Raw genomic sequence first — 13,392 nt, 5'->3', positions numbered from 1 at the left:
GCTTTTTGAAGTCATTTCACATAGGAGTCCGTAGATGCTGGGTTTGATGCAAGACCAACCGCTTTTGATCTCGTCGCTGATCGAGTTCGTCGAGCGCCACAACGGCGACGGCGAGATCGTCTCGCGCCGTGTCGAGGGCGATATCCACCGTTGCACCTGGAGCGACATCGCATCGCGCGCCAGGCAGGTGGCCAATGCGCTGGATGGCGAGCAACTGCTGTTCAGCGACCGCATCGCCACCCTGGCCTGGAACGGCTACCGCCACCTGGAGCTGTACTACGGCGTGAGCGGCAGCGGCCGCGTGCTGCACACCATCAACCCGCGCCTGCACCCCGACCAGATCGCGTGGATCGCCAACCATGCCGAAGACCAGATCCTGTGCTTCGACCTGAGCTTCCTGCCGCTGGTGCAGGCGGTGCACGCGCGTTGTCCCACGATCCGGAAATGGGTTGCACTGTGTGACGCCGACAAGCTGCCTGCCGACAGCGGCGTGCCCAACCTCGTGAGCTACGAGGCCTGGATCGGCACGCAGTCCACCACCTACGACTGGCCCACCTTCGACGAGAACTCGGCCTCGAGCATGTGCTACACGAGCGGCACCACGGGCAACCCGAAGGCCGCGCTGTACAGCCACCGCTCGACCATGCTGCATGCCTACGCTGCCGCGCTGCCCGACGTCATGCGCATCTCGGCGCAGGACTCGGTGCTGCCGGTGGTGCCGATGTTCCACGTCAACGCCTGGGGCATTCCGTACTCGGCCGCGCTGGTGGGCTGCAAGCTCGTGTTCCCGGGCCCGTCGCTCGACGGCAAGTCGGTGTACGAACTCATCGAGTCCGAAGGCGTGACCTTCGCGGCCGGCGTGCCCACCGTGTGGCAGATGATGCTGGGCCACATGCAGACCAACGGCCTGAAGTTCAGCAAGCTGAACCGCACCGTCATCGGCGGCTCGGCCTGCCCGCCGGCCATGATCACGGCGTTCCAGGAGAACTACAACGTCGAGGTGCTGCATGCCTGGGGCATGACCGAGATGAGCCCGCTGGGCACGCTGTGCACGCTGAAGAACAAGCACCTGTCGCTGCCCGCCGACGCGCAGCTGCAGATCCGCATGAAGCAGGGCCGCGCCATCTTCGGCGTCGACATGAAGATCGTCGACGGCAATGGCGACGAGCTGCCCTGGGACGGCAAGGCCTACGGCGACCTGTTGGTCAAGGGCCCCTGGGTCGTCAAGGAGTACTACAAGGGCGAGGGCGGCAACCCGCTGGTCGCCGACGCCGCAGGCCGGGGCTGGTTCCCCACCGGCGACGTGGCCACCATCGACGCCGAGGGCTACCTGCAGATCACCGACCGCAGCAAGGACGTGATCAAGTCCGGCGGCGAGTGGATCAGCTCCATCGACATCGAGAACATCGCCGTCGCGCACCCGGCCATCGCCATGGCGGCCTGCATCGGCGTGTTCCACCCCAAGTGGGACGAGCGCCCGATCATCGCGGTCGTGAAGAAGCCCGGCGCCGAAGTCACCCGCGAGGAGTTGCTGAAGTTCTACGAGGGCAAGACCGCCAAGTGGCAGATCCCGGACGACGTGGTGTTCGTGGAGGCCATTCCGATCGGCGCCACCGGCAAGATCCTCAAGACCAAGCTTCGCGAACTGCTCAAGGACTACAAGCTGCCGGGCCTCTGAAGCACGGCCAAAGCCCACCCGCACTGTCGCGCACGCGATAGGAAGGCCGCCCCGGCGGCTTTCCTTCCGGGCATTCCCTGTGCGGCGAAGAAAAGGGCGCTTGTACGCTGGCGTCCCGCCTTTCAACCAGGAGACTCTTCATGCACTTCGGTATCAAGTCAGTGGCCGCCTGCGCCATGTTGGTGAGTGTTTCAGCGTCGTTCGCCCAGAAGGGCGAAACCGTCAAGATCGCCTGGCTGGACCCGCTGTCGGGTCTGATGGCGGCCGTGGGCACCAACCAGCTCAAGACGACCCAGTACCTGGCTGACGAGTTCAACAAGAAGAATGCGTCGGGCGTGAAGTTCGAGATCATCGCGATCGACAACAAGCTGAGCCCGCAGGAGACCACCGCGGCGCTGCGCTCGGCGCAGGACCAGGGCGCGCGCTACATCACCCAGGGCAACGGCTCGGGCCCGGCGCTCGCGATCATCGACGCCGTCGAGAAGAACAACGCACGCAATCCCGGCAAGGAACTGCTCTACCTGAACTATGCGGCGGTCGATCCCGACCTGACCAACAGCAAGTGCAGCTACTGGCACTTCCGCCTCGATGCCGACACCTCCATGAAGATGGAAGCGCTGACCACCTGGATGAAGGACCAGGCCGACATCAAGAAGGTCTACATCCTGGGCCAGAACTACTCCCACGGCCAGCAGGTGTCCAAGTTCGCCAAGGACAACCTCAAGACCAAGCGCCCCGACATCCAGATCGTGGGCGACGACCTGCACCCGCTCGCGCAGGTGCGCGATTTCTCGCCGTACATCGCCAAGATCAAGGCCTCGGGCGCCGACACGGTCATCACCGGCAACTGGGGCTCCGACCTCTCGCTGCTCATCAAGGCGGCGAACGACTCGGGACTGGACGTCAAGTTCCTCACGTACTACGCACCGGGCGCCGGCACGCCCACGGCCATGGGCGCCACCTCGTCAGGCAAGGTCTACACCGTGGCCTATGCCCACTACAACATGGGCGGCGAAATCCAGCGGCTGCTGACGGGCTACAAGAAGAAGATGAACGACGACCTGACGCAGTCCTCGATCTATCACACCTTCGCCTTGCTCGATGCCGCGTTCGTGCAGACCAAGTCGACCGACCCCGTCAAGGTGGCCGCGGCGCTCGAAGGCATGAAGATCAAGAGCTTCAACGGCGAAGTCGAGATGCGCAAGGCCGACCACCAGCTGCAGCAGGGCCTGTACATCTCGCGCTGGGAGAAGGCCAGCGCCAAGTACCCCTACGACGCCGAGAACACCGGCTACACCAACGTCCCCGTGAAGTATTACGAGTCGTATGTGGCGAGCACGCCCACGACCTGCCAGATGAAGCGCCCCTAGGCGTCTTTGTGAGCGCATTTCCTACCCATCGGTAGAAGATACCTACCGCCGGGTAGCAAAAGAAGGAAATGCACTGTCGCCTGCGCGATAGATACGTGCCTTTGCAGCCCCTTCCTTACGGGCATTCCCTGAGGGGTGGGGTGGCAAAGACTTGTACGCTTGTGCAGCGTTTTTGATATCGGTTTGACCAGGAGATATAGATTGAAGTTCGCTCTGAAGATCGCTACCGCCGCCGTGCTCGCGGCAAGTGCCACCGGTGCCCTTGCCCAGAAGGGTGAGACCGTCAAGATCGCGTGGCTGGACCCGCTGTCGGGCCTGATGGCGGCCGTCGGTACCAACCAGCTCAAGACCTTCCAGTTCCTGGCCGAAGAATTCAACAAGAAGAACGTGGCCGGCGTGAAGTTCGAGGTCATCGGCATCGACAACAAGCTCAGCCCGCAGGAAACCACCGCCGCGCTGCGCTCGGCCATGGACCAGGGCGCGCGCTACGTGGTGCAGGGCAACGGCTCCGGCCCGGCGCTGGCCATCATGGACGCGCTCGAAAAGCACAACGCCCGCAACCCGGGCAAGGAAGTCGTGTACTTCAACTACGCGGCAGTCGATCCCGACCTGACCAACAGCAAGTGCAGCTACTGGCACTTCCGCCTCGACGCCGACACCTCCATGAAGATGGAAGCCCTGACCACCTTCATGAAGGACCAGGCCGACATCAAGAAGGTTTACCTGATCAACCAGAACTACTCGCACGGCCAGCAGGTCGCGAAGTACGCCAAGGACAACCTCAAGACCAAGCGCCCCGACGTGCAGATCGTCGGCGACGATCTGCACCCGCTGGCCCAGGTGCGCGACTTCGCGCCCTACATCGCCAAGATCAAGGCCTCGGGTGCCGACACCGTCATCACCGGCAACTGGGGCTCCGACCTCGCGCTGCTCATCAAGTCGGCCAACGACGCGGGCCTGAACGTCAAGTTCTACACCTACTACGCCGTGACCAACGGCACGCCGACCGCCATGGGCGCGGCCTCGGACGGCAAGGTCTACATGGTGGGCTACAGCCACTACAACGCGCCGGGCCCGATCGCGCCGATGATGAACGAGTTCAAGAAGCGCTTCAACGAAGACCTGTACACGACGTCGCCGTACACCGTGTACGCGATGCTCGCCGAAGCCTTCGTGCGCACCAAGTCGACCGACCCCGTCAAGGTGGCCGCCGCCATGGAAGGCATGAAGTTCAAGAGCTTCAACGGCGACGTCGAGATGCGCAAGTCCGACCACCAGCTGCAGCAGGGCCTGTGGATCACGCGCTGGCAGAAGGCCGACGCCAAGAGCCCGTACAGCCCGGAAAACACCGGTTACACGCTGGCACCGGTCAAGTACTACGAGCCCTACGTCTCGAGCACGCCCACCTCGTGCCAGATGAAGCGACCCGGCGGCGCCTCCTGATCGCCTGCTGATCGCCCCCTGACCGGTCGAGGCCCGACTTCAACACTCGGGCCTCTTTCTTTTTCAACCGACACGGAAGACCGATGAACGTCGAATTCTTCGTCATCTCACTGCTCAACGGCGTCAGCTACGGCCTGCTGTTGTTCATGCTGAGCTCTGGCCTTACGCTGATCTTCAGCATGATGGGTGTGCTCAACTTTGCACACGCCAGCTTCTACATGCTGGGCGCCTATTTCGCCTACACCCTGTCAGGCATCGTCGGCTTCTGGCCCGCGCTCTTTCTCTCGCCGCTGCTGGTGGGTGCATTGGGCGCAGCCTTCGAACGCTACAGCCTGCGCCGGGTCCACAAGTTCGGCCATGTGCCCGAGCTGCTGGTGACCTTCGGTCTTTCGTACCTCATCCTCGAGCTGGTCCAGCTGGTCTGGGGCCGCTCCACGGTGCCCTACGGCCTGCCCGAGGCGCTGCAGGGCCCGCTGTTCTCGCTGTACGGCACGCAGTTCCCCAAGTCGCGCTCGTTCATCATGCTGGTGGCGATGCTCATGCTGGTGTCCGTGTGGCTGCTGCTCACGCGCACCCGCATCGGCCTGGTGATCCAGGCGGCGCTGAAGCACCCCGACATGGTCGAGGCGCTGGGCCACAACGTGCCGCGCGTGTTCATGCTGGTGTTCGGCGGCGGTGCCGCGCTCGCTGGCCTGGCGGGCGTGATCGGCGGCAACACCTATGTCACCGAACCGGCCATGGCCGGCTCGGTCGGCACCATCATCTTCGTGGTGGTGGTGGTCGGCGGCATGGGTTCGCTGGCCGGCGCCTTCCTGGCGTCGCTGCTGATCGGCATCATCCAGACCTTCGCCGTGGCGCTGGACCACTCGCTGGCCACCGCGCTGCAGGCCCTGGGCGTGGCCGTGAGCGACCAGACCTTCGGCTACGAGCTGCTCAAGCTCACCATCTCGCAGGTCGCACCGATCCTGCCGTACCTGTTCCTCGTGCTGATCCTCATCTTCCGCCCGAAGGGTCTTCTGGGCACCCGGGAGGACTGACACCATGACCACCGCAACCACCACTTCACCGACGACCCCGACGCGGTACTACCGCTTCAAGCCCTGGAACATCGGGCGCTACCTGGTCTGGGCGCTGTTCGCCCTGGTGCTGATCATCTCGCCGATGCTGTTCAAGAGCAGCCTGGCGCTGACGATGCTCTCGCAGATGGGCTACCTGATCATCATCTGCCTGAGCTACAACATCCTGCTGGGGCAGGGCGGCATGCTGAGCTTCGGCCATGCCGTCTATACCGGCCTGGGCTCGTTCATCGCCATCCACGCGATGAACATGGCGACCAAGGGTGGCCCGACGATTCCGCTGGTGCTCATTCCGCTCGTCGGCGGGCTGGCGGGGATGTTCTTCGCCATCCTGCTGGGCTTCGTGACCACCAAGAAGTCGGGCACCACCTTCGCCATGATCACCATGGGCATCGGCGAGCTCGTGGCCTCGATGGCGCTGATGTTCCCCAGCTTCTTCGGCGGCGAGGGCGGCATCACCACCGACCGCGTGTATGGCCCGAGCTTCTTCGGCTTCACCTTCGGTCCGCAGATCCAGGTGTACTACCTGATCGCCGCGTACTGCTTCGTGTGCACCGCCCTGATGTATGCCTTCACCGGCACGCCGCTGGGCCGCATGCTGAACGCGGTGCGCGACAACCCGGAGCGCGTGGAGTTCATCGGCTACAACACGCAGCGCGTGCGCTACTTCGCGTTCATCATCGCGGGCTTCTTCGCCGGCATCGGCGGCGGCCTGGCCTCGATCAACTTCGAGATCGTGAACGCGGCCGACAGCCTGAACGCCATCCGCTCGGGCGGCTACCTGCTGTTCACCTTCCTGGGCGGCGCGGTGTTCTTCTTCGGCCCGATCATCGGCGCGGTGCTGCTGGTGTTCGCCTCGATCCTGCTGTCCGAACTGTCGAAGGCCTGGCAGCTGTACTTCGGCCTGGTGTTCGTGTTCATGGTGATGTTCGCCCCCGGCGGCATCGCCAGCCTGGTCATGATGAACCTGCGCGTGGCCAAGTTCGGCAAGTTCAACCGCTTCTGGGGCCTGTACGCCGCGCTCGCCGTGGCCCTGGTGCCGGTGGTGGTCGGCGCTGCCGCGCTGATCGAGATGATCTATCACATCCAGCTCAACGCGGCGATGGGCCCGGACCTGAAGTTCTTCGGCACCATGCTGAACACGGCGGGCGTGACCAGCTGGCTGGGCGCCATCGCGATCCTGGCCGTCGGCCTGGGCCTGCTCGAGGTGGCACGGCGCCGCTTCGTGCGGGTCTGGGGCCAGGCGCAGGAAGAGATCGAAGCAGAAATCAAACGTCGGGAGGCGGCGTAAATGAGCGCGCAATACGCATTGGAACTGAAGGCGCTGCGCAAGAATTTCGGCAAGACCGAAATCATCCGCGGCGTGGACCTGGCGGTGAAGGCCGGCGAACGCATCGCCGTGATCGGGCCGAACGGCGCGGGCAAGTCGACGCTGTTCAACCTGATCAGCGGGCGGCTCACGCCCACCAGCGGCGAGGTGCTGCTCAACGGGCAGCGCATCGACGGCAAGAAGCCCTATGAAATCAACCGCCTGGGGCTGTCGCGCAGCTTCCAGATCACCAACATCTTCCCGAAGCTGAGCGTCTTCGAGAACCTGCGCTGCGGCGTGCTGTGGAGCCTGGGCTACAAGTACACCTTCCTGCGCTTTCTCTCGAACCTGGACGACGCCAACGCGCGCACCGAAGAGCTCATCAAGCAGATCGGCCTGGAGCGCAAGCGCGACGTGCATGCGGTGAACCTCACCTATGCCGAACAGCGCGCGCTCGAGATCGGCGTGACCATCGCCGGCGGCGCCGGCGTCATCCTGCTGGACGAGCCCACGGCCGGCATGAGCAAGACCGAGACCTCGCACTTCATCTCGCTCATCAAGCACGTCACCGTCGGCAAGACACTGTTGACGGTGGAGCACGACATGGGCGTGGTCTTCGGGCTGGCCGACAAGATTGCCGTGGTGGTCTACGGTGAAGTCATCGCCTTCGACACGCCGGCTGCCGTGCGCGCCAATGCACGCGTGCAGGAGGCCTACCTGGGTTCTTCCGTGGCCGATGCACAAGGGGCGGGACACTGACATGCTGAAGCTTCACGACATCCACGCCTACTACGGCAAGAGCCATGTGCTGCATGGCGTTTCCTTCGACGTCCGCCCGGGCGAGATCGTGGCCCTGCTGGGCCGCAACGGTTCGGGCCGCTCGACCACCGCCAAGGCCATCATGGGCCTGGTGCATGCCGAAGGCACGCTGCAGTGGAAGGGCAGCGACATCCTGCGTCGCAAGGCCTACGAGATCGCGCACATGGGCATCGGCTACGTGCCCGAGAACCGCGACATCTTCCCCAAGCTCACGGTGCACCAGAACCTGCTCCTGGGGCAGAAGGGCTCGGGCAAGGGCAGCCGTTGGTCGTTCGACGACATGTACGGCATGTTCCCGCGGCTGAAGGAGCGCCAGCACACCGAGGCCGGCGTGCTCTCGGGCGGCGAGCAGCAGATGCTCACGCTGTGCCGCACGCTCATGGGCGACCCCGACCTGATCATCATCGACGAGCCGACCGAAGGCCTCGCGCCCAAGATCGTCGAGCTGGTGGGGCAGTACCTGCGCACGCTGAAGGACAAGGGCATCTCGGTGCTCCTCATCGAGCAGAAGCTCACCATCGCGATGCAGATTTCGGACCGCGCGCTCGTCATGGGCCACGGCAGCATCGTGTTCGACGGGACGCCCGACAGCCTGCGCGCCGACGGCACCACCCGCAGGGAGTGGCTGGAGGTTTAAGCAAACCCCCAGGCTTCGCGTACTTCGTGTCGCGCGCGCCAACCCCCTTGCAGGGGGCAACACCTGCGGCCCGGCAAAGCCGGTTCCGCGGTGTTCCTGGAAAGTCCGGCTCTCTCTTGAGGCCCTTGTCCCGACAGCGACTGCGTGCCATTGTTCGGCCACGCAAAACGCCTAGAATCTTCGAAAAAGAACACTCGTGCTTTTTCTTCTTTTTCTTCACACACCAAGGAACGCAGCATGACGGCTGAATACAAAGTGCTCGGCGATGTCGCCGTGATCACCCTGACCAACCCGCCGGTCAACGGTCTCGGCTTCTCGACACGTATCGGCATTACCGACGGCCTGTCCAAGGCCAATGCCGACAGCGCCGTCAAGGCCATCGTCATCACCGGCGCCGGCAAGGCGTTCTCGGGCGGTGCGGACATCAAGGAATTCGGCACGCCCAAGGCGCTGCAAGAGCCCAACCTGCTGAGCGTGATCCTCTCGCTCGAAGCCTCGCCCAAGCCCATCGTCGCAGCCATCCACTCCGTGTGCATGGGCGGCGGCCTGGAGCTGGCCCTGGGCTGCCACTACCGCGTGGCCGCACCGGGCACTAGCGTGGCACTGCCTGAAGTCAAGCTCGGCCTGCTGCCGGGCGCCGGTGGCACGCAGCGCCTGCCGCGCGTGATCGGCGTGGAAACCGCCCTGAACATGATCGTCAGCGGCGAGCCCGTGAAGAGCGAACTGCTCGCCAGCCTGCCGGGCCAGAAGCTGTTCGACAAGCTGGCCGCCTCGGCCGAGTCGGTGTTCGACGAAGCCGTCGAGTTCGCCAAGTCGGTCGCTGCCAAGGGTGGCGAGCTGCCGCTGGTGCGCAACCTGCCGTGCAAGCACCCGCAAGGCGATGCCTACTTCCAGTTCGCCAAGAACATGGTCGGCGGCATGTCGAAGAACTACCCTGCGCCGCTGAAGTGCGTCGACGCGGTGCAGGCCGCGACCAAGATGAAGTTCGACGACGGCATGGCCGAAGAACGACGCCTGTTCACCGCGCTGATGTTCACGCCCGAATCGCTGGCCCTGCGCCACCTGTTCATGGCCGAGCGCGCCGCGAGCAAGATTCCCGACGTGCCCGAAGACACGCCCAAGCGCGACATCAAGGCTGTGGGCGTGATCGGCGCCGGCACCATGGGCGGCGGCATCTCGATGAACTTCCTGAACGCGGGCATCCCCGTCAAGATCCTCGAGATGAAGCAAGAGGCGCTCGACCGCGGCATTGCCACCATCAAGAAGAACTACGAAGCCCAGGTCAAGAAGGGCAAGCTCAAGCAGGACAAGTACGAGCAGCGCATGGCGCTTCTGAGCACCACCCTGAGCTACGACGACCTCAAGGACGCCGACCTCATCATCGAAGCCGTGTTCGAAGAAATCGGCGTCAAGGAAAAGGTCTTCAAGGAACTCGATCGTGTCGCCAAGAAGGGCGCCATCCTGGCCTCCAACACCTCGACGCTCGATGTCGACAAGATCGCCTCGTTCACCGACCGTCCGCAAGACGTCGTCGGCATGCACTTCTTCAGCCCGGCCAATGTGATGAAGCTGCTCGAAGTGGTGCGCGGCAAGGCCACGTCCAAGGACGTGCTGGCCACCGTGATGGCCATCGGCAAGAAGATCAAGAAGACCTCCGTCGTGTCGGGCGTGTGCGACGGCTTCATCGGCAACCGCATGATCGAGCAGTACAGCCGCCAGGCCGGCTTCCTGCTGGACGAAGGCGCCACGCCGCAGCAGGTCGACAAGGCCATCGAGAAGTTCGGCTTTGCCATGGGCCCGTTCCGCATGGGCGACCTGGCCGGCAACGACATCGGCTGGGCGATCCGCAAGCGCCGCGCCGTCGAGCGCGCCGACATGAAGTACAGCCGCACGGCCGACAAGCTGTGCGAACTGGGCCGCTTCGGCCAGAAGACCGGGGCAGGGTGGTACGACTACCAGGCCGGCAAGCGCGACGCCATCCCGTCGGAACTCGTCAACAAGATGATCGAGGACCACCGCAAGGAACTCGGCATCACGCCGCGCAAGATCTCCGACACGGAAATCGTGCAGCGCCTGGTGTTCGCCCTCGTCAACGAAGGCGCGCACATCCTGGAAGACGGCATTGCCTCCAAGTCGGGCGACATCGACATGGTGTACCTCACCGGCTATGGCTTCCCGATCTACCGCGGTGGCCCGATGCACTACGCCTCGCAGGTCGGCCTGTACAACGTGGCCGAGACGATGAAGCGCTTTGCGCAGAACCCGCGCGACGACGCCGAGTTCTGGCAGCCCGCACCGCTGATCCAGAAGCTGGTGGCCGAAGGCAAGTCCTTCAGCTGAGACTGACCCAGGATCAAGACCGCCCATGTTGAAACGCATCTTCCTCGGGCTGCTGCTGGTGCTCCTGGCACTGGTGGCGGCCGTGGCGGTCAAGACCTGGACCACGCCATCGCAGCAACTCGCGGTGGCCCCCGCACCGAAGCTCGAGATCGACCTGCAGGCGGCTGCGAAGCGGCTGGCCGGCGCGATCCCGATCCGCACGGTGTCGAGCCTGGAGGACCCGGCTGCCAACCTGGCCGAGTTCGACAAGCTGCACGCCTACCTGGCGCAGCAGTACCCGAAGGTCCACGCCACCCTCAAGAAGGAAGTGGTGGGCCAGAAGGCCTTGCTCTACACCTGGGCCGGCACCGACGCGCAGGCCAAGCCGATCGCGCTCATGGCGCACCAGGACATGGTGCCCATCGCGCCCGGCACCGAAAAGGCCTGGTCGGTCGATCCCTTCGCGGGCGAGATCAAGGACGGCTTCGTCTGGGGCCGCGGCACGCTCGACAACAAGGGCAACCTGTTTGCGCAGATGGAAGCCATCGAGCTGCTCATCGGCAGCGGCTTCCAGCCGAAGCAGACGGTCTACCTCGTGATGGGCGACGACGAAGAGGTGAGCGGCCTGCGCGGCGCGCAGCCCATCGCCGAACTGCTCAAGTCGCGCGGCGTGAAGCTCGACTGGGTGCTCGACGAAGGTCTGCTCGTGCTCGACGGCGTGCTGCCCGGCCTGAGCAAGCCCGCGGCGCTCATCGGCCTGGCGGAGAAGGGCTACGGCACCTTCTTCCTCTCGCTCGATACCGCGCCCGGCCACTCGTCGATGCCGCCGCAAAAAAGCGCCATCGGCCGCATGAGCGCCGCGCTCGCGCGGCTCGAAGCAACGCCGATGCCCGGCGGCATCCAGGGCGTGGCCGGCCAGATGTTCGGTGCGCTCGCGCCCGAGATGGGCGGCGTCAACCGCGTCATGCTGTCGAACCTGTGGCTCACCGAGCCGCTGGTGCGCGGCCAGCTCGAGAAGAGCCCGAGCAGCAACGCCATGCTGCGCACGACCACCGCACTGACCATCGTGCGCGCCGGCAACAAGGACAACGTGCTGCCCGGCCGCGCCGAGGCTGCCGTCAATTTCCGCGTGCTGCCCGGCGACACGCTGGCCAGCGTCGAGGCGCATCTGCGCAAGGCGCTGGGCGACGACGACATCAAGATCAAGCCGTACCCCGGCAACTCGGAGCCCTCGCCGGTGTCGCCGACCGACAGCACCGGCTACCGCGCGATCCAGCAGGCCGTGCGCCAGAGCTTCCCCGATGCCGTGGTGGCACCCGGCCTCATGACCGCCGCCACCGATTCGCGCCACTTCAGCCTCGTGAGCGACGCTGTCTTCCGCTTCTCGCCGTTCCGTGCGAAGAGCGAAGACCTGGCGCGCTTCCACGGCAACAACGAACGCCTGGCCATCTCGAACTACGGCGAGATGATCGGCTTCTATCACCAGCTCCTGAGCAACACCAACGCTGCTCCGGCGCAATGACGACCACACCCTCTTTTCCCTTCCATCTTCAAAGGACCTCACCATGACCAGCGCCGTCATCGTTTCCACCGCCCGCACGCCGCTCGCGAAGAGCTGGAAGGGTGCCTTCAACATGACCCACGGCGCCACGCTGGGCGGCCATGCCGTGCAGCACGCGGTGCAACGCGCCGGCATCGACCCGGCCTCGGTCGACGACGTCATCATGGGTTGCGCCACGCCTGAAGGCGCCACCGGCTCCAACATCGCGCGTCAGATCGCCCTGCGCGCCGGCCTGCCGGTCACCACCTCGGGCATGACCATCAACCGCTTCTGCTCGTCGGGCCTGCAGACCATCGCCACCGCCGCCCAGCGCATCATCGCGGGCGAGGGCGACGTGTACGTGGCCGGCGGCGTCGAGAGCATCTCGTGCGTGCAGAACGAAGCCAACACGCACATGCTGGCCGACCCGTGGCTCGTGAAGCACAAGCCCGAGATCTACTGGAACATGCTGCAGACCGCCGAGCAGGTCGCCAAGCGCTACAACATCGGCCGCGACGCCATGGACGAGTACGGCGCGCAGAGCCAGCAGCGCGCCACCGCCGCGCTCGAAGCCGGCCTCTTCAAGGCTGAAATCGCCCCCATCACCGTGCTGGCCGGCGTGGCCGACCCCGTGATGGGCCTGCGCACCAAGGAAGTCACGATCGAGAACGACGAAGGCATCCGCCCCGGCACCACCAAGGAAGGCATCAGCGGCATCCGCTCGGCCATGCCCGGTGGCCTGATCTCGGCCGGCAACGCCAGCCAGTTCTCCGACGGCGGCGGCGCCTGCGTGGTGGTCGACGAGAAGTACGCACAACAGAAGGGCCTGAAGCCCCTGGGCCGCTTCCTCGGCTTCGCCGTGGCCGGCTGCGAGCCCGACGAAATGGGCATCGGCCCGGTCTTCGCCATTCCCAAGGTGCTCAAGCGCCTGGGCCTCACGGTCAACGACATCGACCTGTGGGAGCTGAACGAAGCCTTCGCCGTGCAGGTCATCTACTGCCGCGACAAGCTGGGCATTCCGGGCGACCGCCTGAACGTCAACGGCGGCGCCATCGCCGTGGGCCACCCTTACGGCGTGAGCGGCCAGCGTCTCACGGGCCACGCGCTCATCGAGGGCAAGCGCCGCGGCGCCAAGAAGGTCGTGGTCACGATGTGCATTGGCGGCGGCATGGGCGCCGCGGGCGTGTTCGAGGTCCTGTAA

The 13,392-nt window shown here is 64.9% G+C and carries 10 protein-coding genes; all 10 read left to right on the top strand.

Annotation, left to right across the window (positions count from 1 at the left end):
• The first annotated feature begins 34 nt into the window (after positions 1 to 34).
• The 10 genes from AC1RAD_RS08865 to AC1RAD_RS08820 all read left to right on the top strand — a co-directional run bounded on the left by AC1RAD_RS08865 (position 35) and on the right by AC1RAD_RS08820 (position 13,392).
• Positions 35 to 1,678 (top strand): 3-(methylthio)propionyl-CoA ligase, encoded by a 1,644-nt coding sequence (locus tag AC1RAD_RS08865; protein ID WP_070060678.1) that lies wholly within the window; start codon positions 35 to 37, stop codon positions 1,676 to 1,678.
• A 140-nt stretch (positions 1,679 to 1,818) separates the two neighbouring features.
• Positions 1,819 to 3,048, top strand: a complete 1,230-nt coding sequence (locus AC1RAD_RS08860; protein WP_492734579.1) for a branched-chain amino acid ABC transporter substrate-binding protein — start codon at positions 1,819 to 1,821, stop codon at positions 3,046 to 3,048.
• Positions 3,049 to 3,249: 201 nt separating this feature from the next.
• Positions 3,250 to 4,491, top strand: coding sequence for a branched-chain amino acid ABC transporter substrate-binding protein (locus AC1RAD_RS08855; protein ID WP_062471306.1), 1,242 nt, complete (start codon positions 3,250 to 3,252; stop codon positions 4,489 to 4,491).
• Between the two features lie 83 nt (positions 4,492 to 4,574).
• On the top strand, positions 4,575 to 5,528 hold the full coding sequence (locus AC1RAD_RS08850; protein ID WP_095745331.1) for a branched-chain amino acid ABC transporter permease: 954 nt from the start codon (positions 4,575 to 4,577) through the stop codon (positions 5,526 to 5,528).
• A 4-nt stretch (positions 5,529 to 5,532) separates the two neighbouring features.
• Positions 5,533 to 6,858: a branched-chain amino acid ABC transporter permease gene (locus AC1RAD_RS08845; RefSeq protein WP_062471312.1), complete on the top strand. Its 1,326-nt coding sequence runs from the start codon at positions 5,533 to 5,535 to the stop codon at positions 6,856 to 6,858.
• A complete protein-coding gene (locus tag AC1RAD_RS08840) occupies positions 6,859 to 7,635 on the top strand; it encodes an ABC transporter ATP-binding protein (protein WP_062471315.1) in 777 nt (258 codons plus the stop codon).
• Between the two features lies 1 nt (position 7,636).
• On the top strand, positions 7,637 to 8,332 hold the full coding sequence (locus AC1RAD_RS08835; RefSeq protein WP_492677068.1) for an ABC transporter ATP-binding protein: 696 nt from the start codon (positions 7,637 to 7,639) through the stop codon (positions 8,330 to 8,332).
• A 237-nt stretch (positions 8,333 to 8,569) separates the two neighbouring features.
• Positions 8,570 to 10,672: a 3-hydroxyacyl-CoA dehydrogenase NAD-binding domain-containing protein gene (locus AC1RAD_RS08830; RefSeq protein WP_062471322.1), complete on the top strand. Its 2,103-nt coding sequence runs from the start codon at positions 8,570 to 8,572 to the stop codon at positions 10,670 to 10,672.
• 25 nt (positions 10,673 to 10,697) lie between these two features.
• Positions 10,698 to 12,173: a M20 family peptidase gene (locus tag AC1RAD_RS08825; protein WP_492734578.1), complete on the top strand. Its 1,476-nt coding sequence runs from the start codon at positions 10,698 to 10,700 to the stop codon at positions 12,171 to 12,173.
• 43 nt (positions 12,174 to 12,216) lie between these two features.
• Entirely contained in the window at positions 12,217 to 13,392 is a 1,176-nt protein-coding gene (locus AC1RAD_RS08820; protein WP_070060672.1) for an acetyl-CoA C-acyltransferase, read from the top strand.

It is taken from the genome of Variovorax sp. GW823-FHT04B03, assembly GCF_058796495.1.
This window is presented reverse-complemented; position numbering and strand designations above follow the sequence as displayed.